This is a genomic window from Selenomonas sputigena, from assembly GCF_026015965.1.
Lineage (GTDB): Bacteria > Bacillota > Negativicutes > Selenomonadales > Selenomonadaceae > Selenomonas.
Map to the genome: position 1 here is coordinate 222,718 of NZ_CP110383.1, position 26,568 is coordinate 249,285.

Annotated in this window: 29 protein-coding genes; 27 read left to right on the forward strand and 2 right to left on the reverse strand. The window is 59.3% G+C overall.

The features are described from left to right. Nucleotides 1-30 precede the first annotated feature (30 nt). From OL236_RS01035 to OL236_RS01095, 13 genes are all read left to right on the forward strand, one after another. Entirely contained in the window at nt 31-318 is a 288-nt protein-coding gene (locus OL236_RS01035) for a zinc-ribbon domain containing protein (protein ID WP_264918494.1), read from the forward strand. Between the two features lie 157 nt (nt 319-475). Next, on the forward strand, nt 476-1,021 hold the full coding sequence (locus OL236_RS01040) for a flavodoxin family protein (protein WP_265071018.1): 546 nt from the start codon (nt 476-478) through the stop codon (nt 1,019-1,021). 97 nt (nt 1,022-1,118) lie between these two features. Further along, entirely contained in the window at nt 1,119-2,234 is a 1,116-nt protein-coding gene (locus tag OL236_RS01045) for a 2-aminoethylphosphonate aminotransferase (protein WP_265071019.1), read from the forward strand. Nucleotides 2,235-2,270: 36 nt separating this feature from the next. After that, nucleotides 2,271-2,999 carry a class I SAM-dependent methyltransferase gene (locus tag OL236_RS01050; RefSeq protein ID WP_265071020.1) on the forward strand — a complete coding sequence of 243 codons (729 nt, stop codon included), beginning with the start codon at nt 2,271-2,273 and terminating at the stop codon, nt 2,997-2,999. A 24-nt stretch (nt 3,000-3,023) separates the two neighbouring features. After that, nucleotides 3,024-4,142 carry a phosphonopyruvate decarboxylase gene (gene aepY, locus OL236_RS01055; protein ID WP_265071021.1) on the forward strand — a complete coding sequence of 373 codons (1,119 nt, stop codon included), beginning with the start codon at nt 3,024-3,026 and terminating at the stop codon, nt 4,140-4,142. Between the two features lie 148 nt (nt 4,143-4,290). After that, a complete protein-coding gene (locus tag OL236_RS01060; protein ID WP_037367891.1) occupies nt 4,291-4,500 on the forward strand; it encodes a 50S ribosomal protein L9 in 210 nt (69 codons plus the stop codon). A 113-nt stretch (nt 4,501-4,613) separates the two neighbouring features. After that, complete coding sequence (locus tag OL236_RS01065; protein ID WP_265071022.1) at nt 4,614-5,138, forward strand: HMA2 domain-containing protein; 525 nt, start codon at nt 4,614-4,616, stop codon at nt 5,136-5,138. Between the two features lie 6 nt (nt 5,139-5,144). Then, a complete protein-coding gene (locus OL236_RS01070) occupies nt 5,145-5,981 on the forward strand; it encodes an HMA2 domain-containing protein (protein WP_009645437.1) in 837 nt (278 codons plus the stop codon). Next, on the forward strand, nt 5,978-8,068 hold the full coding sequence (locus tag OL236_RS01075; protein WP_009645420.1) for a heavy metal translocating P-type ATPase: 2,091 nt from the start codon (nt 5,978-5,980) through the stop codon (nt 8,066-8,068). Before OL236_RS01070 ends, OL236_RS01075 begins: the two co-directional genes overlap by 4 nt. A 217-nt stretch (nt 8,069-8,285) precedes the next feature. Then, nucleotides 8,286-8,570, forward strand: coding sequence for a DUF2325 domain-containing protein (locus tag OL236_RS01080; protein WP_037369648.1), 285 nt, complete (start codon nt 8,286-8,288; stop codon nt 8,568-8,570). Between the two features lie 470 nt (nt 8,571-9,040). Next, a complete protein-coding gene (locus OL236_RS01085) occupies nt 9,041-9,280 on the forward strand; it encodes a FeoA family protein (RefSeq protein WP_009645483.1) in 240 nt (79 codons plus the stop codon). Next, nucleotides 9,280-11,181, forward strand: a complete 1,902-nt coding sequence (gene feoB / locus OL236_RS01090) for a ferrous iron transport protein B (RefSeq protein WP_037369651.1) — start codon at nt 9,280-9,282, stop codon at nt 11,179-11,181. Before OL236_RS01085 ends, feoB begins: the two co-directional genes overlap by 1 nt. Before the next feature lie 45 nt (nt 11,182-11,226). Continuing rightward, entirely contained in the window at nt 11,227-11,391 is a 165-nt protein-coding gene (locus tag OL236_RS01095; protein WP_265071023.1) for a FeoB-associated Cys-rich membrane protein, read from the forward strand. A 139-nt stretch (nt 11,392-11,530) separates the two neighbouring features. Here OL236_RS01095 and OL236_RS01100 read toward each other — a convergent pair whose 3' ends face one another. Further along, nucleotides 11,531-12,337 (reverse strand): class I SAM-dependent methyltransferase, encoded by an 807-nt coding sequence (locus OL236_RS01100; RefSeq protein WP_265071024.1) that lies wholly within the window; start codon nt 12,335-12,337, stop codon nt 11,531-11,533. 391 nt (nt 12,338-12,728) lie between these two features. Here OL236_RS01100 and fumC point away from each other — a divergent pair, with 391 nt between their 5' ends. From fumC to OL236_RS01135, 7 genes are all read left to right on the forward strand, one after another. Continuing rightward, nucleotides 12,729-14,093, forward strand: coding sequence for a class II fumarate hydratase (gene fumC / locus OL236_RS01105; RefSeq protein WP_265071025.1), 1,365 nt, complete (start codon nt 12,729-12,731; stop codon nt 14,091-14,093). Further along, the gene (locus OL236_RS01110; protein ID WP_265071026.1) at nt 14,094-14,951 is read left to right on the forward strand and encodes a class I SAM-dependent methyltransferase; all 858 of its coding nucleotides are present in this window, start codon (nt 14,094-14,096) and stop codon (nt 14,949-14,951) included. It abuts the gene before it with no gap. A gap of 389 nt (nt 14,952-15,340) precedes the next feature. Further along, the gene (locus OL236_RS01115) at nt 15,341-17,308 is read left to right on the forward strand and encodes a methyl-accepting chemotaxis protein (protein ID WP_265071027.1); all 1,968 of its coding nucleotides are present in this window, start codon (nt 15,341-15,343) and stop codon (nt 17,306-17,308) included. Between the two features lie 115 nt (nt 17,309-17,423). Beyond that, nucleotides 17,424-17,891 carry an NUDIX hydrolase gene (locus OL236_RS01120; protein WP_265071028.1) on the forward strand — a complete coding sequence of 156 codons (468 nt, stop codon included), beginning with the start codon at nt 17,424-17,426 and terminating at the stop codon, nt 17,889-17,891. After that, nucleotides 17,891-18,022, forward strand: a complete 132-nt coding sequence (locus tag OL236_RS01125) for a hypothetical protein (protein WP_265071029.1) — start codon at nt 17,891-17,893, stop codon at nt 18,020-18,022. Before OL236_RS01120 ends, OL236_RS01125 begins: the two co-directional genes overlap by 1 nt. 192 nt (nt 18,023-18,214) lie before the next feature. Next, nucleotides 18,215-18,418 carry a hypothetical protein gene (locus OL236_RS01130; RefSeq protein ID WP_006193572.1) on the forward strand — a complete coding sequence of 68 codons (204 nt, stop codon included), beginning with the start codon at nt 18,215-18,217 and terminating at the stop codon, nt 18,416-18,418. Between the two features lies 1 nt (nt 18,419). Continuing rightward, entirely contained in the window at nt 18,420-18,722 is a 303-nt protein-coding gene (locus OL236_RS01135; protein ID WP_009645460.1) for an HMA2 domain-containing protein, read from the forward strand. A 122-nt stretch (nt 18,723-18,844) separates the two neighbouring features. Here the strand turns inward: OL236_RS01135 and OL236_RS01140 are convergent, their stop codons facing one another. Continuing rightward, the gene (locus tag OL236_RS01140; RefSeq protein ID WP_006193569.1) at nt 18,845-19,321 is read right to left on the reverse strand and encodes a hypothetical protein; all 477 of its coding nucleotides are present in this window, start codon (nt 19,319-19,321) and stop codon (nt 18,845-18,847) included. A gap of 185 nt (nt 19,322-19,506) precedes the next feature. Here OL236_RS01140 and OL236_RS01145 point away from each other — a divergent pair, with 185 nt between their 5' ends. Genes OL236_RS01145 through whiA form a run of 7 tightly spaced genes read left to right on the forward strand, consistent with a single transcriptional unit; the run spans nt 19,507 to nt 26,567 of the window. Next, nucleotides 19,507-20,442, forward strand: a complete 936-nt coding sequence (locus OL236_RS01145; protein ID WP_265071030.1) for an ROK family protein — start codon at nt 19,507-19,509, stop codon at nt 20,440-20,442. Beyond that, nucleotides 20,439-21,644 (forward strand): N-acetylglucosamine-6-phosphate deacetylase, encoded by a 1,206-nt coding sequence (gene nagA, locus OL236_RS01150; RefSeq protein WP_265071031.1) that lies wholly within the window; start codon nt 20,439-20,441, stop codon nt 21,642-21,644. Before OL236_RS01145 ends, nagA begins: the two co-directional genes overlap by 4 nt. A gap of 39 nt (nt 21,645-21,683) precedes the next feature. Then, nucleotides 21,684-22,490 (forward strand): Cof-type HAD-IIB family hydrolase, encoded by an 807-nt coding sequence (locus OL236_RS01155; protein WP_265071032.1) that lies wholly within the window; start codon nt 21,684-21,686, stop codon nt 22,488-22,490. A 22-nt stretch (nt 22,491-22,512) separates the two neighbouring features. Beyond that, on the forward strand, nt 22,513-23,310 hold the full coding sequence (locus tag OL236_RS01160) for a Cof-type HAD-IIB family hydrolase (RefSeq protein WP_009645549.1): 798 nt from the start codon (nt 22,513-22,515) through the stop codon (nt 23,308-23,310). A 47-nt stretch (nt 23,311-23,357) separates the two neighbouring features. Next, nucleotides 23,358-24,263, forward strand: a complete 906-nt coding sequence (gene rapZ / locus OL236_RS01165) for an RNase adapter RapZ (RefSeq protein ID WP_009645542.1) — start codon at nt 23,358-23,360, stop codon at nt 24,261-24,263. 48 nt (nt 24,264-24,311) lie between these two features. Then, complete coding sequence (locus tag OL236_RS01170; protein ID WP_265071033.1) at nt 24,312-25,613, forward strand: gluconeogenesis factor YvcK family protein; 1,302 nt, start codon at nt 24,312-24,314, stop codon at nt 25,611-25,613. A 12-nt stretch (nt 25,614-25,625) separates the two neighbouring features. Continuing rightward, the gene (whiA, locus tag OL236_RS01175; protein ID WP_265071034.1) at nt 25,626-26,567 is read left to right on the forward strand and encodes a DNA-binding protein WhiA; all 942 of its coding nucleotides are present in this window, start codon (nt 25,626-25,628) and stop codon (nt 26,565-26,567) included. Nucleotide 26,568: the final 1 nt, after the last annotated feature.

Here is a 26,568-nt window from a genome sequence, read left to right on the forward strand (position 1 = left end):
TCACATAATTATCAGCAAGGGAGATATTTCATGGAGTTCCAGGACAGGACATTGGTTTGCAAGGATTGTGGCAAGGAGTTCACGTTCACCGCAGGTGAGCAGGAGTTCTACAAGGAGAAGGGGTTTGAGAATGATCCGGTTCGCTGCCGCGACTGCCGCGGAAAGAGACGCCGCAGCCATGATGGCGACAGCGGTGAGCGCACGATGTTCCAGGTGACATGCGCTGCCTGCGGCAAGGAGACGGAAGTTCCGTTCGAGCCGAAGGATGACCGCCCGGTCTACTGCCGCGATTGCTTCGCTGCCAGAAGGGGCAGGTAAGCCGAAGCTTTGCACGCCTTTGTCCGATGGAAGCCTGCGGGATGGTTTCCTTATCTCGGATAAGACGCAAACTTTCGTAGCATAAGGTACAGTCTCCTCTTGTTTTATATGCTAAGATGGTAAGGATGGCATATAAGATGAGAGGAGACTGTTTTTTATGAAAGAATGGTGCGTGATTTATTCGTCGCTTACGGGAAATACGAAGCTCGTCGCCGAAGCGATGGCGGAGGAAGCAGACGCCGACATCTTCTCTGTGGCAGAAGCGCCGGAAGACCTCTCGGGCTACGAGGCCGTGGCGCTCGGCTACTGGCTGCGGCTCGGTGCGCCCGATCCGAAGATGCTCGCGCTCCTGCCAAAGATCGAGGGAAAGGACGTCGTGTTTTTCCAGACGCACGGCACAGATCCAGGCAGTGAGCATGCCGTCACGGCGTTCGCGCGTGCAGGATATGCGCTCGGCGCGGACTGCTATATCGCGGGCACATTCTCTTGCCAGGGCAAGATCAATCCGAAGATCGTCGAAAAGCGCAAGAAGGAAGCTGCCGCAGAGGATGACCCGCACGCGGGAAAGAAGGCGCAGGCGCGTTGGCAGAGAGCCGCGAGCCACCCCGACGCAGAGGATCTGCAAAGGGCGCACGATTTCATGCGCGTGATGCTGGAAAAGCGGTTGAAGCGAAAGGCGCGGCTCGAAGCAGGCAAGATGTAATACGGATGGAATGCAGGGGGAGTGTACATGGACGCTTCCCCTTTTCATGTTCTTGTGCTATACTTTCCTTAATGATTTCTTATGGAGGCGGTGGCTGATGGAGAGGAAGATCCTCTTGAATCCGGGTCCGGCGACGACGACGGATACGGTGAAGATGGCACAGGTCGTGCCCGATATTTGTCCGCGCGAAGAAGAGTTCGGCGATGTCATGCGCGAGGTGGCGCAGGGGCTTTTGAAGATCGTTCATGCCGATGCGAAGGAGTTTTCGTGCGTGCTCTTCTGCGGCTCGGGCACGCTCAACATGGACGTGTGCCTGAACTCGCTTCTGCCTGCGCGAAAGAAGGTGCTCGTCGTCAACAACGGCGCGTATTCTGCGCGTGCCGTTGCTATCTGCCGCGCATACGGACTTCCCCATATCGACCTTCGCTCGTCGGTCGAAGACGTGCCCAATCTTGCGGCGATCGAGCGTGCGCTCGCGGACGATCCCGACATCGCTCTCGTCTATACGACGCACCACGAGACGGGCACGGGCGTCCTAAACCCCGTCCGCGAGATCGGTGCGCTCGCGCATGCGCACGGCGCGGCGTTCGTCGTCGATACGACTTCGACCTATGCGATGCTGCCCTTTTCGATGGAAGAGGCGAACATCGACTTCTGCATGGCGTCGGCGCAGAAGGGACTGCAGGCGATGACGGGGCTTTCCTTTGTCATCGGCCGCACCTCGCTCATCGAGGAGTCGAAGGATTATCCCGTGCGCTCGTATTACTGCAATCTCTACCAGCAGTATGCGTACTTTGAAAAGACGGGTCAGATGCAGTTCACACCGCCCGTGCAGACGATCTATGCGGCGAAGCAGGCGCTCGCCGAATACTTCGCCGAGGGCGAGGCGGCGAAGGCGGCGCGCCATGCGCGGGTGGCGCAGGCGATTCATCGCGGGCTTGCGGCTCTGGGGCTGAAGGAGGCGATCCGCCCGGAGATTCAGTCGGGACTCGTCGTCTCCGTGCTTTATCCTGCGGATGAGCACTGGGATTTTGACCGCGTGCACGACTACTGCTATGCGCATGGCTTCACGATCTATCCGGGCAAGATGCAGGAGAAGGGGACGTTTCGCCTGTGCGCGCTCGGCGCGATCGACGAGGCGGATATTGAGAAGTTTTTCCGCGTGCTGAGAGAAGCTCTTGCGGAATTGGGTATGGTTTTGCCGAAGGAATGAAACGGCAATGAATGGGACAGGAGAGACAGAAGAGAGATGAATCGCTGGCAGGAAATCTGGAATAAGAGAAGTGCACAGCTTGCAGGCATTGATCGCTCGGACAAGCGGGCGATGCTCTTGGAACTCAAGCGCATCAATGGCTTTGATGTGACGGGTGGCGGCATACCGTATGAATCACTTCTAAAGCAGTATGAGGAAACGAAGGCGGCGCTTCGTTTGCCCGCAGGTGGCAGCATATTCGAGGTCGGCTGCGGTGCAGGAGCAAATCTTTGGCTTTTTCGACTCGATGGGTTCGCTGTCGGCGGTCTCGATTATTCGGAGAAGCTTATTTCTATCATGAGGGACGTATTTGCTGAAGGAACTCTGCGGGAAAGCCTTTGTGATGAAGCGAAAAATCTGCCCACGAAAGAAAAATATGACGGCGTGCTGGCGAATAGTGTCTTCTCCTATTTTCCCGATGAATCCTATGCGGAAACTGTGCTGGAAAAAATGCTCGAAAAGACATGCGGCAGCATCGTCCTCCTCGATGTGCATGACGTCGAGAAGAGAGCGGATTTTCTGAGTGCGCGCCGTATGATCGATCCGGACTACGACGAGCGGTATAAGAACCTTGACAAGTTCTTTTACCGGAGGTCGTTCTTTGATGAATTTGCCAAAAAGCATGATCTTTCCATTGTCTTTGCAGATTCGACAATCGAAGGTTATTGGAACAATCCGTTCATCTATCATGTATATTTCCATCGCAAGGAAGAGTCAGAGAGATGATCTGCGGGAGAAGGGGGAGGTATTATGCAGGCGACGGAGTTTTTGGACATCTTGGGCGCGGACTTTTTCGTCGGCGTGCCCGACTCGCAGCTGCGCGCTCTTTGCGACGCTTTGATGGAGCGATACGGCAATCATGCGCCGCACATCATCGCGGCGAACGAGGGGACGGCGGCGGGAATCGCGGCGGGGCATTATCTCGCGACGGGGCGCTCGCCGCTCGTCTATTTGCAGAACAGCGGTGAGGGCAACATCGTCAATGCACTCGCGTCGCTGCTGCACGAGAAGGCGTACGCGATCCCGCTGATCTTCGTCATCGGCTGGCGCGGCGAGCCGGGCGTGAAGGACGAGCCGCAGCACGCCTATCAGGGCGAGGTGACGCTTCCGCTGCTCGAACTTCTGCAGGTCGAGCATTTCGTGCTCGCGAAGGAGACGGGAGGAGAAGACGTGCGCGCTGCCATGGAACGTTTCCGCTCGTCTTTGGAGGCAGGGCGTTCGGTGGCCTTTGTCGTTCGAAAGGGCGCGCTCACGCACGACACGAAGGTTTCCTACAAAAACGGCTATGCGCTGCGCCGTGAGGAGGCGATTCGCACGATCCTCGACGCCGCAGACGAGAGCGATGTCTTCGTCTCGACGACAGGCAAGGCGAGCCGCGAGCTTTTCGAGCTTCGCGAGGAGCGCGGCGAGGGGCACGAGCGCGATTTTTTGACGATCGGCTCGATGGGGCACAGCTCGTCCATCGCGCTCGGCATTGCGCTCGAAAGGAAGGGGCGGCGCACGTGGTGCCTCGACGGCGACGGCGCCTTCCTCATGCACATGGGCGCGGCCGCTGTCATCGCTGCCGCAAAGCCATCGAACTTTTGCCACGTCGTCTTGAACAACGAGGCGCACGAGAGCGTCGGCGGCATGCCGACGGCGGCTTCCTACATCGACTTTCCGGCGCTCGCGCGTGCGCTTGGCTACGCCGCCGCACAGCGTGCGAAAGATGGCGAGGAGCTTGCCGCCGCCTTGGAGGAGATGAAAGGGCAGGCAGGATCGTGCTTTTTGGAGGTGCGATGCGCCGTCGGCTCGCGTGCCGACCTCGGCCGGCCGACGATCCCTCCAAAGGCCAACAAGCTAGCAATGATGCGTTTTCTCAGCCTTTAATTGATAGCAGATACTGTCCGGTATACCCTTGACAAATGGTAGGATAATCGGTATGATAGGAAAAGACGTTGACGCGAAGAAAGTGCCGAAGAAGCGGTCTTTCGAGTCGACACTTTTGAATTTTAGGAGGATGAATATTATGGGTACGATTTTCTCTAAGAGCGATTTCTGGATTGGTCTTGCTGTCGGCGCTGTCGCAGGCGTTTTTGGCTATCGCTTCATGCAGGAGCGCGAGCAGCAGATGATGGCGATTCAGCAGGGTGCTCCTGCAGCGCAGGTGCCGCTTGCTGAGCTTCAGCGCCAGAAGGAAGAGCTTGAGGACCTCATCGCTGCGCAGGAAGCCGGCGCGAACCAGTAAGGGAAACATAAGAGGGGCTGCGACAGGCAAATGCTCGTATCGTCATGGCATATTGCGTGCGCAGCCCCTTTCCTGTTTTGCTGTTGATAACGAATTGCATGAAGGAGGACGCTATGGCAAAGATTTCTTTAGGCTTGCCGCTGGCAGCGGCTGCCGCAGGCACGGTCGTGACGCTCTTTGTTCCGGCGAAGCGTCTGCATATCGTCTGTGGCACGGCGTGGGCGGCACTCTCGCTCGTTCACGCTTGGCAGTATCGCAAAAAGCTCGCGAAAGATCTTGCGATGCCGTTCGGCGCAAGTCTCAAGCAAAATGTGATGAAGAAGATTGACGAGGGGCTTCAGAAGCTGCCGCTGCCGCCGACGAAGCTCGGCGCACTCATCGGCTCGATGCGCCCTGCCGCCTATACGCCGGGCAGGATGCGCCTCTACAGCCGTTCACTCATGGGAAACGAGAAGCTTAGAGAGCAGATTCTTGCGTACTTCGCCGACTGTCCCGAGGTGGACAAGGTCGAGTGCAGTACGCTCACCGGCTCCGTGCTCATCACCTATGAGCCGGAATTTTTTGCTGAGAACGAAGAGCTTTCACAGATTGAAACGTATGTGAAGCATCATGTGCAGATGGCACAGGGGAGGAGTTAAATCTTTATGTCTTATATGTCTGGTTTGATGATCGGCACGGCCCTTGTCCAAGGCCTCGGCAGCATGCTTTCGGGCGGCGCTTCTGCAGGCATGGGCGGCGGCATGGGCATGGGCAGGAGCGCGGGCATGAGCGGTCTTTTCGGCATGGCGTCCGGCATGGGGCGGGGCGGCATGGGCAGAAGTTCCGGCATGAGCGGACTCTTTAACATGATGCCGACGGGCATGGGCAGCGGCATGAGCAGCATGTTCGGTCAAGGCAGGGGACGCGGCAAGGGCATGGCGCAGGACGCGTCCGGCTCTGCAGCCGTGTCTGCACCGGCAATGCCAGCTTTCGCGCTGAAGAGTGCCGTGCCCGGGCGCAGGCGCTACTATGCGGCGGCCCTGCAGGGGAACGAGGAGCTGGCAAAGCTTCTGGAGAAGAACCTTGGCCGCATCGCCTTCATCGATTCCGTCAAGGCGTCGAGTGTCACGGGCAGTCTGCTCGTCTGCTATACGGGCGATGAGGGAGCTGTCGATCGCCTGATGGCGGATCTTGGCAAGCGCGTCTTTGGTGCTACGGAGCATGCGGGTTTTAATCTGCCGCAGGGGCTTTCCGATTTGCTCCCTGCGGCAGGCGTCACTCAGCCGCTCGCTGAACTCGGTGCAAGCATCCGCCGCGCAGCAGGCGCGGCGAACGTATGGCTGCACGAGAAGACGCATGGCTGGCTCGATTTCCCGTCGGTATTCGCTCTCGGCTTCATCGTGCGCGGCTTGCGCAAGATCCTGCTCTATGAACAGCGGCCGTCGGGTCCTCAGATGCTTTGGTGGGCATTCTCGATCTTGAAAGGATGGAAGATGATATGACGTATGGGACATGCTCGCTCCGCCTATCGGCGGATCTTGCTCAGGATAAGCGCGCCCTCTTGGGTGCACAGCTTCGAAGCATAAAGGGCGTCGTCGCCGCTTCGGTCGGCGACAAGGCGCTGACGGTCTGGTACAAGGAAGAATTGCCCCTCGCACTCGTGCGTCGGCTCGTCAAGCGCATGGAAGAAGAGTGCGCACCGAGCGATCCCGAGCTTGACATGGCGGGCTATCGGCGCGAAGCAATCTTCTCGCTCGCGAGCTTCGCGGGCATGAAGGCGCTTGAAAAGCTCGCGCCTGAAGCTTTTGCGGGAATGAAGGTGTTTCGCAGTCTCCTCGTCTTGGCCATCGCGCGCAACTTCCTCAAGAACGGCGTCGTGGGCATGGTGAAAGAGCGCCGCCCGAACGCCGACACGCTGACGAGTACGGCGGTTATCGCCTCCGTGCTCGCAGGCAAGCCCGAATCGAGCCTCACGCTGCTGACGCTGTCGAACGGCGCTGAGATGCTGACGGCTTACGCAGCGGAGCGCGCGAAGAAGCAGATTTCCGGCCTTCTGAACATGAACCAGCGCTTTGTTTGGCTCATTGACGGCGGCGTCGAGCGCAAGGTCGCGGTCGAGTCCGTGCAGGTCGGCGACCGCATCGCGGCACATTCGGGTGAGATGATCTGCGTCGACGGCCGCGTCGTCAGCGGCAAGGCGTCCGTGAACCAGGCGTCGATCACGGGCGAGTCGAATCCCGCGATGAAGCGCGAGAAGTCGCCTGTCTACGCAGGCTCTGTCATCGAGGTCGGCGAGATCGTCATCGAGGTCGAGAAGACGGGCAAGGACACGTCGCTCGCGCACATCGTCCACCTCGTCGAAGAGGCGCAGTCGAGACGTGCGCCCGTGCAGAACTTCGCCGACAACATGGCGAACATGCTCGTGCCGATCTCGTTCCTCGGCGCGGCGATCGTCTACGGCGCGACGCGCGATTGGCAGAGGGTGCTGAACCTCCTGTTCATCGACTTCTCGTGCGGCTTGAAGCTCTCGACAGCGACGGCGATTTCCGCTTCGATTGCGGCGGCGGCGAAGAAGGGCATTCTCGTCAAGGGCGGCAACTATATGGAAGCGCTCGCTAATACCGATACTGTCGTCCTCGACAAGACAGGCACGATCACGGTCGGCATCCCGCAGATCTCCTCCATCAAGACGGCGGAGGGCGTGACGGAGAAGGAGATGATCCTTCTGGCAGCGTCGGCGGAGATGCACTCCGTGCATCCTCTGGCTGTTGCCATTCAGAAGTACGTCAAGGACAACAACTGGGAAGTGCCGCAGCACCGCTCGTCGAAGACGATCGTCGCACGCGGCATGCAGGCGGTCGTGCCTGATTTCGACGGCTTCAAGGGCGGCGACGTGATCGTCGGCAGCTACAAGTTCATGAAGGAGCGCGGCGTGCAGGGCGCGGGCGAGCTCGTCGTCGAGGACACGACGGAAAACTTCCTCTACATCGCGCGGAACGGCTCGCTCATGGGCATCATCGGCATCACCGATCCCGTGCGCCCGAAGATGAAGAAGACGCTGAACCAGATGCGCCGTTACGGCGTCGACGAGATCGTGATGCTCACGGGCGACTCGGAGAAGGTCGCCGATCATGTGGCGCGTCAGATGGACATCGACTCCTACCATGCCGAGGTCTTGCCCGAAGACAAGGCGAACTACGTCATGAAGCTCAAGGAGCGCGGCGGCAGAGTCATGATGGTCGGCGACGGCATCAACGACGCGCCGGCGCTTGCCTTTGCCGACGTCGGCGTGACGCTCGGCGGCCGCCAGACGGACATTGCCGCCGAGTCTTCGGCAGTGACGATCCGCTCGGAAGATCCTGAAGGCCTCGTCGACGCTCTGCGTCTCGGCAAGCGCACGATGGGATTGATCCATCAGAATTTCCGCGCGACGATCCTCGTCAACTCGGGCGCCATGCTCATGGGCGCCTTGGGCATGATCAGCCCGCTGTGGGCGGCTGTCATCCACAACACGGCGACGCTCGCCGTCGTCTTAAACAGCGCGCGCATCCTCTCGACAGGCAAAAAGCCTGTAAGGCGCGTCGGCTGAAAGTAAAAAGAAAGGGATACCGCAGGGATTTGTGCGGTATCCTTTTTTGATGCTGCGGTGCATGTGCGCGTCGCTCGCTTCTCTTTGCAAGACCAAGACAAAAGTTATACGAATCCCCCTTTATTATGGACTTGACAATCATTCTCATCTCATTTATAATTATGTCATAAAGATGAGTGATATTCATATTCAAGGATAAAAGAAAGGGAGAGTGGTTATGAGCAGTGTGGTGATTCTTGGGGGGAACGAGTGTATGGAGTGCCGTTATCGTGAGGCATGCAAGAGCTGCGGGTTCAAGGCGAAGGTTTTTCCGAAGATGTGTCGAGACCTCAGGAGGAAGATCGGCTCGCCTGATCTCATCATTCTTTTCACGAGCACGGCATCACACCAGCTTGCCATGCACGCGCAGGAAGAGGCGAAGAAGTGCAATGCGAAGATCGCTTTCTGCCACTCGGCAAGCATGGCGGCGTTGCAGAACGTCCTCGCTGAGCACTCAGCATGAGGGCGGAACGCGTCATGGTGATGCGATGTCTTCCGTGATGTTTTAACGAAAGCGCAGGAGCGAAGGGGACGCTCCTGCGCTTTTTGTGTGCAGGAGCGTCGTCGGTCTCAAGGCGGAGCTTTTGGGGAGGCTGCGCATTTGCATCCCTGCAGTATTTTTTACGGGAAGGGTGCAATTTCTTCGGCGGAACGTCCGCCCGCTGTTTGATTAAATGAGAATATTTATAAATTGATAGAAAAAGTTCAAATCGCGCCTTATTTCCTTGACAGCATGAGCTGGATAGAGTATTATTATCTCTGCCGATGAACTGGATTCAGTTTCATTGTCGTTCTCATTTTTTATGAAACCCCAAGCGATTGAGCCGTAGGCGTAGGCCGATTGGCTGGGTTTCACTAAAGGAGACGTGCAATGTCCGCAATATGGACGTTTGTGCGTGCAGTTTGTTGTCTTATTTAATGGAGGTAAGAAAGATGACGTTGAAAGACGGAAAGACAGGAATGTCTCTTCGTGTCGACAAGGTGGGCGATTCGGAGCTCAAGCAGCGCCTGATGACGATGGGGCTGATTCCGGGCACGCGCATCAAGGTGCTGCCGTCGGCGCCGATGGGCGATCCGATGGCGATCGGGCTTCGCTCGTACAATCTCGCGCTTCGCCGCGCTGATGCGGAGAAGATTGAAGTGACGGAAATCAAGGAAGGAGCGGGAGCCTGATGAGCACCATGAGCGTCGCCCTGACGGGCAACCCGAACACGGGAAAATCGACCATATTCAACGAATTGACGGGCATGCGCCAGAAGATCGGCAACTGGCCGGGCGTCACCGTCGACAAGAAGATGGGCGTCGTCAACTACAAGGATCGCGTGATCACAGTCGTCGACCTGCCCGGTACCTACAGTATCAATGCGCGCTCGGCGGAAGAGCAGGTCGTCATCGACTACTTCAAGACGACGATGCCCGACCTCGCCGTCGATGTCATTGACTCCTCGAATATCGAGCGCAATCTCTTCCTCACAGTGCAGCTCCTCGAAGAGGGAATTCCTCTGCTCATCGACCTCAACATGCAGGACGAGGCGGAAAGAAAGGGCATTCGCATCAACATCCAGAAGCTCGAAGAGGCTCTGGGCATGCCTGTCGTGCAGACAGTTGGCCGCAGCAAGAAGAGCATCCAGAAGCTCATCGAAATCTTCACGACGACTGTCATGTCGAACTACCGTCCGAGTGCGATGGTTGAAGAGCACAAGGCGAAGGCGACGGAACTCAAGAAGAGCGGCCTTTCCGCCGAAGAGCTGGACGAAAAGCTCATCGAGATGCGCTATGATCTCATCGACAAGATCATGAAGAAGGCGGTTGTCGTCGGAAACGTCGGGCTGTCGACTTCGGAGAAGATCGACCGCGTGCTCGCGAACGGCGTCTTGGCGCTGCCTATTCTCCTCGGCATTCTCTACTTGGTGTTCTGTATCGCCTTCACGTGGATTGGTCAGCCGCTCGCAGATGCCGTCGGCGACTGGATCGGCGGACCGTTCACCGACTGGATCAATGACGCGATGGAATCTGCGGGCGTCGCCGAGTGGCTGAAATCCTTGATTGCAGACGGTATCGTCGCGGGTGTCGGCAACGTCATCAACTTCGTGCCGCTCATTTTCACACTGTTCTTCATGCTGTCCTTCCTCGACGGTACGGGATATATGGCGCGCGTCGCTTTCATCATGGATCCGATCATGCGCCGCGTCGGCCTCACGGGCAAGGGCATCATGCCGCTGATGGTCGGCTTCGGCTGCGGCGTGCCGGCCATCATGGGTGCGCGTGCGCTCGACTCGGAAAAGGACAGGCTCACGTCGATTCTCATCACGCCTTTTTTGACATGCTCGGCGAAGCTGCCGATCATGGCGCTCTTCGCTGCGATGTTCTTCCCTGAACATGCCGCGAATCTCGTATTCTCGATGTACATCATCGGCATCGTCGTCGCCATCATCATGGCGAAGGTTCTGGGCATCACGGCGTTCAGGAGCCAGGGATCGACGTTCCTCCTCGAACTGCCGCCGTACCGCATGCCGGACATGAAGACGGTGCTCCTGGAGACTTGGGACAAGGGCAAGGGATACCTGATCAAAGCCGGTACGATCATCTTCGCAATGAGCGTAGCCATCTGGTTCTTGTCGAACTACAATGCGGACGGCGCTACGGATGAGATGAGCGAGTCCTTCCTCGCATCGATCGGCGGCGGTATGAGCCATCTCTTCGCGCTGCACGGCTTCGAGACTTGGGAGTCGGGCGCGGCCGTCGTCACGGGCATCATGGCGAAGGAGTCCGTCGTCTCGACGCTCGGTATCCTCTATGGCGTCGGCGATGTCTCGACCGAGGCGGAGGACGCCGCAGAGACGGCGACACAGCTCGCCGGCTCGATGGGCACGGCGTTCACGGCAGCCTCGGCGCTCGCCTTCATGGTATTCTCGCAGCTCTACACGCCGTGCATGACTTCGCTCGGCACGATCAAGAAGGAGACGGGCAAGTGGAGCTGGATGCTCTTCGCCGCCCTCTACACCTTCGGCGTCGCCTGGGTCGTCTCACTTCTTGTCTACTGGGGAGCCTGCGCCTTCGGCATGAACGGCTAGGGAAGCCGTCCGTGCTTCTCTGACTCTTGAAAGGAGATCTTTGCCATGGCAAGCATCATTGTCGGCGCAATTGTCGCCGTCCTGCTCTTCTTCGCGCTGCGCCACGTCTATCACAATGTGAAGGCGGGCAAGGAAGACTGCTGCGGCGGAAGCTGCAGCGGCGGCTGCGGAGGCTGCGGCGGCAGCTGCAGCACGGGGCAGGAAAAGTAAACCGATGGATATAAGAAAAGCGTCGAGAGATTCTCGGCGCTTTTCTTGTTCGAGCGAATTGTTTATCGTATGTGTTTGGAGGAGTCGTAAAAATATACGAAACGTTACCGCAGACTTTTTCAAGACATCCCGCGGCGATTCAGCGGGCTGCGAAATGAAGGCAGGCAATCTTGTCGTTGCAGTTCTTGTTCCACCAAGGAATCACGGAGAGGAGTCCGAACAAGCCCCAGCGGCTGCGGAATCCCTCGTAGAGGGTTCGCTCCTTGAGGAAGGTGATGGCAGGATGGAGTCGTTCTATCTCCTTGCCGCTTTTTACGCCCCATTGAAAGGGCGCTTTCTGCGTATCTACGGAATCGTGGCGCTTTTGCTGACCGATGAGAAAAGGCGGCATGATTTCGATGAGCATGGAAGCATCGGCAAAGGCCTCGGCGAGCATGGCGAAGAGACTGCGCATCTCTTGTTCGCTGAAGTACATGGCCGCGCCTTCCAGAAGAATGAGGACGGGGCGACCTTCATGCTCGACTTTTTCTAGCCAGGCGGAATCGAAGACGGAGGCGGCGAGATTGTGAATGCGCGCGCCTGCTTCTGCGAGTAAGTTTTGGCGCAGTTCCATGACATCGGGCAGGTCGAGGTTGTACCAATCAATCTGTCCGTTGTCGATGCGGTAGAAGCGGGTGTCGAGACCGCAGGCGAGATTGATGCATACCGCATCGGGCTGCTTTTCGATGAATGCCTTTGTTTCATGGTCGAGGATGTAGCTGCGCACGGCGACTCCCGTTTGCGAGTGCTTGGCGCGGGCGAACTTGGCGAAGTCGTAGTCGATCTGCTCGACGAGCCGCACGGCGAAATCGTCTCGGATCAAGGCGTCTGAGCGCTTCGTTTCTTCTGCTCGCGCCCACAGGGGAATGAGCAAGGTTTCCGCTACACCGCTGAGCTTTGTTTTCATGAAAGGCCTCCTTATGAATAATTGATATAGAATCTCAATATCTACAAACATATTATGATGCTTGTTCATCTATGTCAAGGGTGAATACTCATGCTTGTACGGAAGCATAAACTCGGATTGGAGAACCGTGCGGAAGTAGCGATGCAGAAGTATGATATTCATTCCTCATAAAACATTATTGAAAAATATTTTCATATATGTTACACTAAAAGCGTCGGAAAAATTCCGGCGCTTTTCTTTCCACTTGCGGACGGGAGTTTTTACTATGAAAGTCCAAGAAGTCAAGCCCGAAGGGCGCAGACTGATTGGGTAACTTTCATTAAGGGCGGCGCACAATGTCCACAAAGTGGACGTTTGTGCGTGTAGCTTGCAGATGAAGGAGGAGACGTTTATGGAGTACAAGATCGAGCATGATTCTCTCGGAGAGGTTCGCGTACCGAAGGATCGCTATTGGGGGGCACAGACGCAGAGGAGCTTCGAGAATTTCCCCATCGGCACGGAAAAGATGCCGAAGGAGATCATCCGCGCCTTTGCCATCTTGAAGAAGTCGGCGGCGTTTGCCAACGCGACGCTCGGGCGGCTCGACGAGAAGCGCCGTGACGCCATCGCGAAGGCGGCGGACGAAATCCTCGCGGGTGATCTGGACGGGCACTTCCCGCTCGCCGTGTGGCAGACGGGCAGCGGCACGCAGTCGAACATGAACGTCAACGAGGTGCTGGCGAATCGCGGCAATGAGATTGCGGGCGAGAAGCTTCTGCATCCGAACGACCATTGCAATATGTCGCAAAGCTCGAACGACACGTTCCCGACGGCAATGCACATCGCCGCCGTCGTCGCCATCGAGGACAAGCTCCTGCCGTCGATCGACAAGCTCGCCTCGACCTTCGAGCGTTTGATGAAGGAGAATGAAGGAATCGTCAAGACGGGCAGGACGCATTTGCAGGATGCCGTGCCCATTTCCTTCACGCAGGAGATCAGCGGCTGGCGCGCCATGCTCAAGGAGTCGCGTGCACAGATCGAGGCGACGCTGCCGTTCTTGAAGGAGCTGGCCTTGGGCGGCACGGCGGTCGGCACGGGACTCAATGCGCCCGAGGGCTTTGCCGAGGAAGTCGCACGCGTCGTCAGCGACATCACGGGACTCGATTTCCGTACAGCGCCGAACAAGTTCCACGCGCTCTCGGCGAAGGATGAGATGGTCTTCGCGCACGGCGCCTTGAAGGGGCTGGCGACGAACCTCATGAAGATCGCCAACGATGTGCGCTGGCTCGCGAGCGGCCCGCGCTGCGGCCTTGGCGAGATCACGATCCCGTCGAACGAGCCGGGAAGCTCCATCATGCCGGGCAAGGTCAATCCGACGCAGTGCGAGTCGGCGACGATGGTGGCGGTGCAGGTCATGGCGAACGATGCGGCTGTCGCTATCGCGGCTTCGCAGGGCAATTTCGAGCTGAACGTCTACATGCCCGTGACGATCTACAACTTCCTGCAGTCGGTGCGCCTCCTGGCGGATTCCCTGCGTTCCTTCGATGAGCGCTGCGTATCGGGCATCAAGGCGAACAAGGAGAAGATGCACGAGAATCTGCACCGCTCGCTGATGCTCGTGACGGCGCTGAATCCTGTCATCGGCTACGAGAAGGCGGCGAAGACGGCGCACAAGGCGTACGAGGAGAACATCTCGCTCAAGGAGGCGTGCGTCGCGCTCGGCTTCCTCGCGCCTGAGAAGTTCGACGAGGTCTTCCATCCCGAGGAGATGGTCTAAGTGACGGATGTCGGCAAGAGTCCGGCCGTACCGGAAGCGGGCGCGGAGAAATCGCCCGAGGACGGCACGGGCAGAAAGCCGAACTACAAGAACTGGCTGCCGCGCCGCATGATTGCGGCGGCGCTCCTGGCAGCTGTCCTCTTCTGGGCATTTTTCGCGCTCGCGCTCGCTTTTTTGCCGCGTGCGGGCGCGTGGCTTGCCCTCGACGGCTTCCTCGCGCTCGCGGCTCTCGCTTCGACGCTCCTCACATTTTGGTTCTGCGCCCTCTACCGCATGTTTTCTTACGACGGCAAGCGGCAGTTGGCGCGGCAGATCGTTGAGGGAACGGCGGCATTTGTCAAGCTTCCCGTAGGCGGGCGCATCCTCGACGTCGGCTGCGGCAGCGGCGCTCTGACGATCGCCTGCGCGAAGGGGAATCCCGCGTGCCAGGCGATCGGCGTCGACCTCTGGCGCGGCGTCTACGCCTCGTTCAGTCAGCGGATCTGCGAGGAGAATGCGGCGGCTGAGGGCGTGACGAATGTGGAGTTCCGCCCGGGCGACGCCCTCAAGCTCGATTTCCCCGACGAGAGTTTCGATGCGGTGACGAGCAACTATGTCTATCACAATATCCCAAAGATCTCGGGGCAGACGATGCTCGAAGAGACATTTCGCGTCCTGAAGAAGGGCGGCGTCTTCGCGATTCATGACATTATGGAGCGCGGCAAGTACGGCGATATGGAAGCGTTCGCCGCCAAGCTGAAGGATGAGGGCTACGAGGAGGTCGAACTTCTCGACACGGCCAAGGGCATGTTCATGAGTCAAGGAGAGGCGCGCTTCATGTGCTGCAGCGCCTCCAAGCTGCTTGTCGGCAGGAAGTGAAGTCGTCGTAACAGAAAAGTGGAAGGCTGTGCATGAGTCGGTTCGACTCGTGCGCAGCCTTTTTTGCAGGAGGGGCGGCGCACGATGCCCGATAGGCGGGTGCTGCGTGCATATTTTGCACGCAAGCGACATGGGGCAAACGTCCTTTAAATATTGTTAGAAATTACTCATGAAATTCGTCTGCGGAGTTTTGATTGCTCGTATTTCTTTCTTTTACAGCAGAAAGTCGTTTCCTTCTATGCAGATTCATCGCAATTCATGTATATTGGAATCAACTGTCAGGGAGTTTTCTTGTTTTGCCTGAATTATCAGAAAAAACTTTCTTCTCGCAAAGAGAGATTTTTGTTCTATAATAAAAGAAAGGTTGGGAGAGAAAGAGGAGGTATCTTATGAAACTGAAACCGAAGATGCTCTTGGGTATCGGAATCCCGCTCGTTGCGGTCTTCCTCATCGTGGGATTCGCGATCAGCACGATGGCAAGCTCGGCGCTGTCGGAGTCGAAGCAGAGAAGCATGTATGAGATGGGCGAGCATTATGCTAATGCCATCGACAAGATCGTGGAGATGAACCGCGTCGCTGTCGAAACGGCGACGGTGAATTGGGATGAGGCGATGCCCGAGGGCGAGGCGCTGCACGAGGCGCTGCTGCACATGGCGGAACGCCCGGGCGTCGTCTCCGCCTATATCGGCAGGGCGGACGGCAGCGCGGCGACGAGCGCGTCCTTCCGCGCGGGCTACGACCCGAGGGAGCGCCCGTGGTACAAGGAGGCGGCCGCTGCTCCTGACAAGACGATCATATCCAAGCCGTACAAGGCGGCGTCCACGGGCAAGCCCGTCTTGACGATCAGCCGTGCCATCGAGAAGAACGGGGAGATCAAGGGCGTCGCCGCCATTGATATTTCGCTCGAAGCTGTCGGGGACATCGTACGGGACGTCAAGGTCGGTGAGACGGGGTCGCTCGTCATCTTAGGGCCGGAGACGGAGTACATCTACCACACGAAGTATACGGTGGACGACCGACTCAACGAGATCGACGGCGGCGCTTACAAGGATCTGGCGGCGAAGCTTACGACAGGCAAGCCCGAGCAGATCGAAGCCGAATATCAGGGCAGCAAGAAGTTTTATGCAGGCGTTCCCGTCGGGGAGACGGGCTGGACGGTGCTCATCGCCCTGCCGCGCGACGAGGCGAATGCCGCCGTCACGCACATGAGCATGCTCGTCGTCGCGATCTGCCTCGCGGCTCTCGCGCTGCTTCTCGGCATCACCTATGTATTGCTCCATGCGGTGACGACGCCGATCGGCGTCCTGTGCTCGCTGATGGAGAAGATCGCGGGCGGCGACCTCACGACGCATCTTCCCGCGAGCAGCCGCTCCGATGAGATCGGCACCCTGCAGAACAGCTGCCGCGACATGATGACGAGCCTGCAGACGATGGTCAAGACGACGAAGGAAGCCGCCGACCATGTGTCGGAGTCGAGCGAGGAATTGACGGCAAGCTCCTCGCAGTCGGCGGACGCGGCGCAGTCGGCGGCGGAAGCCGTCGTCGTCATCGCCGAGGAAAGTGCGCGTCAGAGTACGATCGTTGAGGATGCAACAGGAAAGGTCATGGGCGTCAACGATGAGATGAAGACGATTCGCTCGGCGGTCGACAAGGCGCAGCAGGCGGTTGCCTCGACAGGCGAGGCTACCGAGGAAGGCGCGGAAAAGCTCAGGGGTGCGATCAAGGGCGTCGAAGGGCTGGCCGATGGCTCGGCAAAGACGAGCGCGGCGGTCGAAAAGCTCTACGAGGGCTCGAAGAACATCGCTGAGATCAACGAGCTGATCACGAGCATCGCAGGACAGACGAAACTCCTCGCGCTCAACGCGGCGATCGAGGCGGCGCGCGCGGGCGAGCAGGGCAAGGGATTCGCCGTCGTCGCCGACGAGGTGCGAAAGCTCGCCGAGCAGAGCGAGCAGGCGGCGCAGGAGATCGGCACAGTCATCGGCAAGAACTCGGAAGAGATCGAGCATGTATTCTCGCTGACGAAGAGCCAGCAGGACGATGTGCGCGAGAATGTGCGAGAGGTCAAAGAAGCAGGCGAGAAGTTCCGCCGCATTATGGGGCTTGTCGAGGAGCTTGAGGGCGAGATCGAATCCGTCGTCAAGATCAGCGAGAAGGTGCAGAAGAGCTGCGCCGAGACGGCGGCCGCCGTGCAGGAGATCAATGAGGTCTCGCATACGGTGCAGCAGAAGGCGACCGACGTCTCCGCCGTATCGGAGGAGCAGGCGGCCTCGACCGAGGAGATCGCCGCCGCCAGCCAGACGCTCGCGCATCTGGCGGAGCAGCTGCAGCAAGGCGTGCAGAAGTTCCGACTGTGAGATGGAGCCTGCGGCATGCGGGCGCAAGACAAAAGGGAATAAGGCAAGGGACGAGAGCGGTGAAGCGCATCTTGCCCCTTGTTCTTTTTTAGAAGGAAAAGGAAGGAGCTGGAAGATGGAAAGAATGAGCACGCTTTGCTATATCGAGCGCGAGGGCAAGTATCTGATGCTGCACCGCACAATCAAGGAGAACGATGTCAATCACGGCAAGTGGATCGGCGTCGGCGGTCACTTCGAGGCGGACGAGTCGCCCGAGGAATGCCTGCTGCGCGAGGTGGAGGAGGAGACGGGATATCGGCTCGTTCGCTGGCAGTTCCGCGCACTCGTCACGTTCGTTTCAGGCGACGGAGTGACGGAGTACATGCATCTTTTCACGGCGGATCGCTTCACGGGAGAGCCGATCTCTTGCGACGAGGGAGAACTCGCCTGGGTGGAAAAGGAGCGCATAGAGAGTTTGGAACTTTGGGAGGGCGACCGCATCTTTCTGCGCCTTCTGGCGCAAGATGTGCCGTTTTTCACATTGAAGCTCGTCTACGATGGTGCGGGCGGGCTGCTTGAGCATTGTCTGCATCGCTATGCGTGATGAAAGCGACGGACGTCTCCGCCGTATCGGAGGAGCAGGCGGCATCGAACGAGGAAATCGCCGCCGCCAGCCAGACGCTCGCCGATCTCGCCGAACGTCTGCAGGCGGGCGTGGAAAAGTTTCGCCTGTGATGAGGATGAAAATCGCTCAAAGCCTTGAAAATAAAGGCTTTGCGGCACTTGACAGGGACGGATTCTGCGCTTATAATAAGCGGAAATGCGAGGATATGGACGCGGTCTGCTCACGGGGCGGATCGCCTCCTGCGAGGAGGCGTTTGCCGCTTCGTTCCTCAAGGAAATCAAAGGATATATGGAGGTAACATCATGGGTGATCTTGGATTTGGCAAGCCGATTTTCTGGGTGGGTCTCGCTGCGGGCATCGTGGCGGGTGCGCTCGGCTATCGCTGCGTGCAGAAGCGCTGCGCGGCGAAGAAGGCGGCTGCTGCCGCACTGCCGCAGGCATCGCTCGAAGAGCTTCTGCAGCAGAAGGCGGAGATCGAGGCTCTGATCGAGGCGCAGCAGGCGTAAGATGGGCATTCTCTCGGCGTTGGGCATACCAACGAACAAGTTCGAGCTCTTCCTGCGTTCCGTCGAGGTTTCGTCCTACATCCCCGGGCGCATACGGCTGCACAGCAAGATGCTCGTCGGCAGCCCCAAGGTGGAGAAGGAACTTCTGGCGTACCTTCGCTCGTATTCGGAGCTGAGCGAGGTGGAGACGAGCACGGCGACAGGCTCGATCCTCATCAAGTACACGCCGCAGCTTCTCCATACGAACGAGGAGCTGACGCGTGCGGAAGCGTACATCAAGGAGCACGCGAAGAATCGCAAATGAGCGGAAAAATCCGCCTGCCCCGCTGTATCGGACAGCGAGACGGGCGGATTTTTTTAGGAAGCGCTGATAAAATGAGGTTGCTCGAATTTGACAGGCGGGCGGCGGCCTTTATTCACGGTTTTTCAATAGAGCTGCGCCTTCCAGTAGGCGAGGTCAGGCTCGTTCAAGGGCAGGTCGACGCTGTAGCCGTTGTCGTAGCGGATCTTGACGCGAACCTCGTCGGCCTTTCTGAGGAGCGGCAGCAGCTGGGGGGAGACGTTGAGGAAGAATTTGTTCGTGTTCTTCAGCGAGGTCTCGGGGCTGTATTCCTTGAGGTCGTAGCTTGGCGGCTCCTGCTTGACGATAGCGTCGATGTCCCAGGCGTCGCCATCGGCGCTTATGGTCACGAGCGGCTTTGGCTTCGCGCTGCTGTAGCGGTAGTCCCACATCGTGAGCGTCGCGCCTTCGACGCGGCCGCTTTCGTCGTAGGAGCCTTGGAAGTCGATCTTGCAGTAGGCGGAGAGGCTCTTTGCCGTGCGGTGGTCGGCGGTGTAGGTGTAGCCGAAGCCGAAGGCGCCGCAGAGGATGAGGAGGAGGCCGAAGTAGAGGAAGATTTTCATAGGGGTTCTCCGTTCCGCCCGCGCCGCTTCTGCACGTCTTTCGGAGAGAGCTGTTCGCGATGCGGGCATGTTTTCTTCCTCTTATTATACTTTATGCGCCGCGCCTTGTCACTACCATTGCGCCCGTGCGCCTCCTGTGCTATAGTGGTAGGAACGATGTTCAATATTTTCGAGGATGGGAGTCCATGGAAGAAAATTTCATTTGCTTGGATATTGGCGGCACTTCGATCAAGTATGCGCTTGCCGCGGGAGGCAGGCTGCGCGAGAAAGGTTCTGTGCCGACGGAAGGGCGGACGGCGGGGGCGCAGGGCGTAGCCGAGAAGGTGCTCGCCATCGTCGATGCTTTTCGGGGAAGAGGCGTCTCGGGCGTCGCGATCTCGACGCTCGGCATCGTCGATCCGGTCGCGGGCAAGGTCATCTATGCAGGTTCTAGCATCAAGGACTACACGGGATTTGCCCTCAAGGCTCTTGTCGAGGAGTCGACGGGGATTCCCTGCACGGTTGAGAACGATGTGAACTGCGCGGGGCTTGGCGAGTATTGGCTCGGTGCAGGCCGCGGCGTGCGTTCGCTTGTCTGTTTGACGGTCGGCACGGACGTCGGGGCTTCCATCCTTTTCAACGGCAGGCTCTGGCGCGGCGCGAACTACAGCGCGGGCGAGGCCGGCAGCATGAGGCTCGCGGGCGGCAGGTTCGGCGATCTCGCTTCCGTACGCCGCATGGTGCAGCGCGCGGCGAAGGCGCACGGCATCGCCGAGGAGCTTGATGGTGAGACGGTGTTCGCGTGGGCGCGCGCGGGTGACGCCGATGCGGTGAATGCTATCGCAGGGCTCATCGCTCCGCTCGCCGAGGGGATTGCGAATATCTGCTACATACTCAATCCCGAGCGCATCGTTCTCGGCGGAGCGGTGATGGCGGAGAGGCAGTATCTGGCGCCGCGCATTCTTGCGGACTTGGAAGAGGCAGTGCCGCGTCCTTTCCGCTCCGCGACGCAGCTCGCTTTCGCTGAGCTGGGCAACGATGCAGGACTCATGGGCGCACTCTATCACTTCCTTCAGCGCCGCCAGGACACGCAGGAGAGGATGCAGAATTCAGGAACGGGAGAGGCGGGAAAGGTCAGATGAAGGCGATCATCAATGGACGGCTCTTGCTGCCGAACATGGAGGGCGATTTCCGTGTCATGGAAGATATGGCGCTTCTCTACGACGAGCGCATCGAGCGGATCATTGACATGGATGAGGTGGAGGCGGAAGCGGGCATCGACGAGGTGCACGACGCGCATGGGCTGTTCGTCTCGCCGGGCTTCATCAACGTGCATGTGCACGGTGCATGCGGCTGGGATGTGATGGACGCGGCGGCGGAAGAGGCGCTGCCGGCCATCAGCCGTTACCTCGCACGCACGGGCGTCGCCTCGTGGCTCGCGACGACGATGACGGCGGGAGAGGACGCGGTGCACGCTGCCTTCGAGCGCGTGCGCAGTGCCATGCGCATGACGCCCGAGGGCGCGCGCATCCTCGGCGTGCACATGGAAGGCCCTTTCATCAGCAAGGCATATAAGGGAGCACAGGCGGAGGAGGCGATTGTACGCGCCGACTACGATTGGATCGACTCCTTCGAGGATGTCGTGCGCATCGTGACCTTGGCGCCCGAGGAGCTGGACGGCAAGTATACGTTCATCGACCGCTGCCGCGATGCGGGCATCCTCGTTTCGATCGGCCATTCGAGCGCGGACTACGGGACGGCGCTCGAAGTCATAGAGAAGCACGGCGTCACGCACATCACGCACTGCTTCAACGCCATGAGCGGACTGCACCAGCGTCATCCGGGCATCGTCGGCGCGGCGCTCGATACCAAGGTCAACTGCGAACTCATCGCTGACAATATCCACGTCGATCCTGCGGCGCAGCGCATCCTCTACCATGCGAAGGAGGGCAGGAACATCATCCTCGTGACAGATTCGATGCGTGCGGCCGGCATGGGCAGCGGCGTCTTCGAGCTGGGCGGGCAGGAGGTCACGGTCAAGGGAACGCGCGCAGAGTTGGCGGACGGCACGCTCGCGGGCAGTGTGCTCGCGATGAATGAGGCGGTTCGGAACTTCGCGCGGACGACGCGCGCGCCCATCGAGCGCGTCGTCGAGATGGTCACGCGCACGCCTGCTGAGGAACTTGGCATCTATGAGGAGACGGGTTCTTTGGAGGAGGAGAAGCGAGCCGATCTCACGCTCTTTGATGATGATCTCAACATCGCCGCGACGATCGTTGGCGGGCGTCTCTCCTACATCGCCGCGCCTGACGCCTTGGACGGCGAGTGGAGGAACAGAGAGTAGAGGGAAGGCTTCAAGAAGGCAAGGGAAGGGGTCTGGCGGATGGCAATACGCATGATTGTGACGGATATGGACGGCACGTTGCTCGATGCGAAGAATGGCATCTCCGATGCGAATCGGACGGCGCTCAAGGAGGCGGCGGCAAAGGGCGTCCATGTGGCGATCGCCACGGGACGCATGCACCTCTCAGCTCTGCCCTACGCGAAGGAGATCAGCGTCACGGCGCCGATCGTTTCGTGCAACGGTGCTCTCGTCAAGACGACGGCGGGCAAGGAGCTTTTCGCTTCGCCCATCGCACCTGACGTGGTGCGAGAAATTCTCGACTGCATGAAAGCGCGCGGTTGGTACGTGCAGCTCTATACGGACGAGGGGCTTTTCTTTTGCGAGCGTGACCGTCGCGCCTGCGCCTACGAGAAGAGCGCGGGCATCGAAGGAAAGGTCGTCGGCTGGGATGGCCTCTATGCACTGGGGACGCGCGTCTTCAAGCTGCTGTCGATCAGTGATCGCGCCGAGGAGACGGCGGCGCGTGCGGCGGAAATCTCGCGCATGTTCGAAGGCAAGGTTCGAGCCGTGCGCTCGAAGGAGAAGTACGTCGACATCATGGCTGTGGGCGTGTCGAAGGCGGCGAGCATCGAGCGCCTTGCTGCAAGTCTCGGCATCTCCCTGCAGGAGGTGCTGGCGCTCGGCGACTCGGACAACGACTGCGAGATGCTCGCTGCCGCGGGCATCGGCGTCGCCATGGCGACGGGCACGCCTGCAGCGCAGGAGGCGGCGGACTTTCTCGCAGAAAACGGAGCGGCGGACGGCGTGGCACGGGCTGTGCACGCCTATGTGCTGGAAGGAAAGTGAAAGAAAGCATGAGGGATAGAGGATGGCAATTCGGCTGATCGTGATGGATCTCGACGGCACGCTCTTGACTTCGGAAAAGATGGTGTCGGACTACAGCAAGGATGTCTTGCGGCGGGCGATGGAAAAGGGCGTCGCTGTGACGCTGGCGACGGGGCGCATGCTGCTCTCGGCGAGCTACTTCGGCAGGATCATTGGGGCGAACGCGCCGATCATCTCGTGCAACGGTGCTCTGGTGCAGGCGCTCGATGCGACAGAGCCGCTCTTTTTGCGCGCTTTTTCGCCCGAGACGGTGGCGGAGCTTCTGACGTTTGCGCGGGAGAACGGCTGGTACGCGCAGTGGTACATCGGCGACGACATCTACGCTGAGGATTTCCGACCTGAGTATTTCACGGCCTACCGCACGGTGCAGGGCTTCGCCGTGCACGAGGTCGGCGAGGATTTCTCGCCGTACGTCGAGGGCGTTGCGCAGGTCGTCGTGCGCGACCTCGCGGGCGGCGTCGGCGCTATCGCCGCGTCGATCCGCGAGCGTTTCGCGGGACGCGTCGATCCGCAGCAGTCGAAGGGCTACACACTCGACCTTGTGCCGACGGGCGTATCGAAAGCGACGGGCATCGAGGCGATCCTGCGTGCGACGGGCATCGGGGCCGATGAGGTCATGGCATGTGGCGACTCGGACAATGACCTTTCCATGCTGCGTCTCGCAGGTACGAGTGTCGTCACGGCGAACGGACAGGAGGAAGCGAAGGCGCTCGCGACATACCTTGCGCCGAGCTGCGACGAGGACGGCGTGGCAAGGGCGATCGAGGAGCTTGTTCTTTAGGGCTGGGTTTTTCAAGGGATTCTTATCAGTTTGCAGGGGTGGACAGCATGACGAAAGAGAAGGAATTCAATTTTATCATCGTGACGGGGCTTTCGGGCAGCGGAAAGACGCAGGCGTGCCGCTTTCTGGAAGACCTCGGCTATTTCGTGGTGGACAATCTGCCGCCGGTGTTCATCCCGAAATTTGCCGAGCTTTGCCGCCATTCGGCCGAGCATGTGAATCGTGTCGTGCTCGTCGTGGATACGCGTGGGCGCGAGTTCTTCGACACCTTCGTACATGTGCTTGAAGAGATGGATCAGGCGGGGACGCCCTACGAGATGCTCTTTATGGATGCCTCCGACGAGGCGATCATCCGTCGCTACAAGGAGACGCGCCGCCGCCATCCGATGGCGGCGAATGCACGCATCTCCGACGGAATTCAGAGGGAACGCCGCCGCTTGGAACCCGTGCGCAACAAGGCGACATACATCATTGACACATCTGTGTTGAGGAAGGTCGATCTCAAGGAAAAGATCTGGCGTCTCTTTGGCAGTGAGGACGGGCACAAGATGAGCATCAATGTCCTGTCCTTCGGCTTCAAGTTTGGCATGCCTTTGGACGCCGACATGGTACTCGATGTGCGCTTCCTGCCGAACCCCTTTTATATCGAGGACCTGCGCAGGAAGAGCGGCGCCGTCCCGGAGGTCGCCGAATACATCGGCAAGTGGCCCGTGACGCAGGAATTCGAGGAGAAGCTCGATGCTATGCTCGATTTTCTCATGCCGCAGTACATCAAGGAAGGCAAGCCGCAGTTCGTCATCGCCATCGGCTGCACGGGCGGCATGCATCGGAGCGTCTACATTGCCTGTCATATCTATCGTTTCTTGACAGCGCGCGGCTTCCAGGTGGAGCTTGAGCATCGCGATCTCATGAAGAACGAGGTCGCCGAACACCCGGAGGAACTGCCCGAATAGATGGGCGTCGTTTCGCACCGTTTTTTTAGGAAAGGGTCGATCGGAAGAATGCACTTATTGAAATGGCTTTATCCGGGCATGCATTTCAAGCGTTGGATGTTCGTGTTCGGTGCGGGCGTCATGATGGTCAGCCTGGGTCTCGCCCTCGTCTTCAACTACAAATATCTCGACATCATCGAGGAAGCCATCTTTCGCGCCGTCTATCTATGGCGCGGAAGTTTCGACTATGTGATCACGACGATCGTCGGCGTCGTCATCGTCGTCCTGGGACTCGCGCTGATGCTCTTTGCAACGCGTTTCGTCATACGTTCCGTCATCAGCGTGCTCCTGCCCGACAAATCGGAAAAGCTCGTCGACATCATCTATGAGAAGCGCCGCCTCGACAAGGGACCGCAGGTCACGGTCATCGGCGGTGGGCATGGACTTTCCGTGCTTCTGCGCGGCATCAAGCAGGCGACGAGCAATGTGACGGCGGTTGTGACGGTCGCCGACGACGGCGGCTCTTCGGGAAGGCTGCGCGAGGAACTCGGTATCATACCGCCGGGCGATCTCAGGAACTGCCTCGTCGCGCTCGCCGATACGGAACCTCTGATGGAAAAGCTCTTCCAGTACCGCTTCCAAAACGGCACGGAACTCAAGGGGCACAGCTTCGGCAACCTCTTCATCGCCGCCATGGCGGAGGTCACGGGCGACATGGAAGAGGCGCTGAAGAAGTCGTCGAAGGTTCTCGCTGTCAAGGGGCGAGTGCTTCCGGCATCGACAGCACACGTGCGGCTCGACGCGGTCATGGAGGACGGCACCCTCGTCGAGGGTGAGTCGCATATCCCCGAGGTGCACAAGCACATCCGGCGCGTGAAGCTTTTCCCCGAGCATGTCGAGCCGGTGGAGTCAGCGCTCGCGGCGATCCGCGAGGCGGACGTCGTGATCTTGGGGCCGGGCAGTCTCTATACGAGCATCATGCCGAATCTCCTCGTCGACGGTGTGGCGGAGGCCTTGAAAAAGAGCCGTGCTCTGAAGATCTACATCTGCAATGTGCTGACGCAGCCGGGCGAGACGGACGGCTACACGGCTTCCATGCACGCGAAGGCGATTCTCGATCATGCGGGCAGGGGCGCGATCGACTACATGCTCGTCAATGCGACGCCGTTGCCACATGGGACGGCGCAGCTTTTGAAGAAGGAGGGCGTCGAACCCGTGGCGATCGATGAGGATGCCGTCAACGCGCTCGGCATCGGTGTCGTCAAGGCCGACCTCGTGAATGACGACGATGTTGCGCATCACGATCCAGAAAAGCTCATGAAGAGCGTGATGAAGATGGCGTACAAACTGCATCCTGGCATCAGCAAGTGAGGAGGGACTCCTATGGCGCAGCCATCGTTTTCAGCTGAGGTGAAGAACGATCTCGCGCGTCCCCTCGGGCGCAAGGCGTGCTGCCGTACGGCTGAACTGGCGGCGCTCCTGCGCATGGGCGCCGTCCTGACGCTCGGGGCGAAGCGTGCCGTCGGACTCGCGTTCACGACGGAGAACGCTGCGGTCGCGCGCAAGGCCTTGATGCTCCTCAAAGGTTCGGCGGGCGTCCATACGGAATTGACGGTCAGCCGCTCGCGCCGTCTGAAGAAGAACAACAGCTACCGCGTGCACGTCCTGCCGTCGCGCGAGGTCGCCGCTCTCATGGAGCGCATGGGTCTCATGCACGGATCGGCGCTCAACATGGGCACGGACAGCGCGCTCCTCAAGAGGGCGTGCTGCCGTCAGGCGTACTTGCGCGGCGCCTTCTTGGGCGGCGGCAGCGTCAGCCGCCCGGAGTCTGGCTATCATCTGGAATTGGTGACGGGGAGCTATTCCTTTGCGGAGCTTCTGCTCTCGCTCCTTCGCACGATGGGGTATCCGGCAGGGCTGACCGACCGCAAGGAAAGCTACGTCGTCTACTTGAAGGAAAGCGACGCCATCATTGATTTTTTCTCTCTGCTCGGTGCGGAGAAGGCGGCTGAGGCATTCGAGGTCACGCGCAACTTGAAGGAAGTCAAGAATCAGGTCAACCGCCTCGTGAACTGCGAGACGGCGAACGTGCAGAAGTCGGTCGATGCCGCCGGCAGACAGATCGCGGCGATTCGCGCACTGGAGGCGGCGGATGCCGTCGCGGGGCTTTCTGCGGGACTCCGAAAGACGGCAGAGGTGCGCATGGAGCATCCGACGGCGACGCTCGCAGAGCTTGCGGGGCTTTTGGGCATAGGAAAATCGGGCGTCAATCATCGGTTGCGAAAGCTCGTCGCCTTGGCGGACGGGCAGGAAGGAGGAATCTGAG

What these genes read in the sequence shown, in the direction of transcription:
- OL236_RS01100 (WP_265071024.1), bottom strand. Translation starts at nt 12,337, where the DNA reads ATGAAAACAAAGCTCAGCGGTGTAGCGGAAACCTTGCTCATTCCCCTG.
- OL236_RS01080 (WP_037369648.1), top strand. Translation starts at nt 8,286, where the DNA reads ATGAGCAGTGTGGTGATTCTTGGGGGGAACGAGTGTATGGAGTGCCGT.
- whiA (WP_265071034.1), top strand. Translation starts at nt 25,626, where the DNA reads ATGGCGCAGCCATCGTTTTCAGCTGAGGTGAAGAACGATCTCGCGCGT.
- OL236_RS01035 (WP_264918494.1), top strand. Translation starts at nt 31, where the DNA reads ATGGAGTTCCAGGACAGGACATTGGTTTGCAAGGATTGTGGCAAGGAG.
- OL236_RS01070 (WP_009645437.1), top strand. Translation starts at nt 5,145, where the DNA reads ATGTCTTATATGTCTGGTTTGATGATCGGCACGGCCCTTGTCCAAGGC.
- aepY (WP_265071021.1), top strand. Translation starts at nt 3,024, where the DNA reads ATGCAGGCGACGGAGTTTTTGGACATCTTGGGCGCGGACTTTTTCGTC.
- OL236_RS01115 (WP_265071027.1), top strand. Translation starts at nt 15,341, where the DNA reads ATGAAACTGAAACCGAAGATGCTCTTGGGTATCGGAATCCCGCTCGTT.
- OL236_RS01095 (WP_265071023.1), top strand. Translation starts at nt 11,227, where the DNA reads ATGGCAAGCATCATTGTCGGCGCAATTGTCGCCGTCCTGCTCTTCTTC.
- OL236_RS01140 (WP_006193569.1), bottom strand. Translation starts at nt 19,321, where the DNA reads ATGAAAATCTTCCTCTACTTCGGCCTCCTCCTCATCCTCTGCGGCGCC.
- OL236_RS01155 (WP_265071032.1), top strand. Translation starts at nt 21,684, where the DNA reads ATGGCAATACGCATGATTGTGACGGATATGGACGGCACGTTGCTCGAT.
- OL236_RS01125 (WP_265071029.1), top strand. Translation starts at nt 17,891, where the DNA reads ATGAAAGCGACGGACGTCTCCGCCGTATCGGAGGAGCAGGCGGCATCG.
- OL236_RS01065 (WP_265071022.1), top strand. Translation starts at nt 4,614, where the DNA reads ATGGCAAAGATTTCTTTAGGCTTGCCGCTGGCAGCGGCTGCCGCAGGC.
- OL236_RS01050 (WP_265071020.1), top strand. Translation starts at nt 2,271, where the DNA reads ATGAATCGCTGGCAGGAAATCTGGAATAAGAGAAGTGCACAGCTTGCA.
- OL236_RS01135 (WP_009645460.1), top strand. Translation starts at nt 18,420, where the DNA reads ATGGGCATTCTCTCGGCGTTGGGCATACCAACGAACAAGTTCGAGCTC.
- OL236_RS01040 (WP_265071018.1), top strand. Translation starts at nt 476, where the DNA reads ATGAAAGAATGGTGCGTGATTTATTCGTCGCTTACGGGAAATACGAAG.
- rapZ (WP_009645542.1), top strand. Translation starts at nt 23,358, where the DNA reads ATGACGAAAGAGAAGGAATTCAATTTTATCATCGTGACGGGGCTTTCG.
- fumC (WP_265071025.1), top strand. Translation starts at nt 12,729, where the DNA reads ATGGAGTACAAGATCGAGCATGATTCTCTCGGAGAGGTTCGCGTACCG.
- OL236_RS01145 (WP_265071030.1), top strand. Translation starts at nt 19,507, where the DNA reads ATGGAAGAAAATTTCATTTGCTTGGATATTGGCGGCACTTCGATCAAG.
- OL236_RS01045 (WP_265071019.1), top strand. Translation starts at nt 1,119, where the DNA reads ATGGAGAGGAAGATCCTCTTGAATCCGGGTCCGGCGACGACGACGGAT.
- OL236_RS01085 (WP_009645483.1), top strand. Translation starts at nt 9,041, where the DNA reads ATGACGTTGAAAGACGGAAAGACAGGAATGTCTCTTCGTGTCGACAAG.
- OL236_RS01170 (WP_265071033.1), top strand. Translation starts at nt 24,312, where the DNA reads ATGCACTTATTGAAATGGCTTTATCCGGGCATGCATTTCAAGCGTTGG.
- OL236_RS01075 (WP_009645420.1), top strand. Translation starts at nt 5,978, where the DNA reads ATGACGTATGGGACATGCTCGCTCCGCCTATCGGCGGATCTTGCTCAG.
- OL236_RS01130 (WP_006193572.1), top strand. Translation starts at nt 18,215, where the DNA reads ATGGGTGATCTTGGATTTGGCAAGCCGATTTTCTGGGTGGGTCTCGCT.
- OL236_RS01120 (WP_265071028.1), top strand. Translation starts at nt 17,424, where the DNA reads ATGGAAAGAATGAGCACGCTTTGCTATATCGAGCGCGAGGGCAAGTAT.
- nagA (WP_265071031.1), top strand. Translation starts at nt 20,439, where the DNA reads ATGAAGGCGATCATCAATGGACGGCTCTTGCTGCCGAACATGGAGGGC.
- OL236_RS01160 (WP_009645549.1), top strand. Translation starts at nt 22,513, where the DNA reads ATGGCAATTCGGCTGATCGTGATGGATCTCGACGGCACGCTCTTGACT.
- feoB (WP_037369651.1), top strand. Translation starts at nt 9,280, where the DNA reads ATGAGCACCATGAGCGTCGCCCTGACGGGCAACCCGAACACGGGAAAA.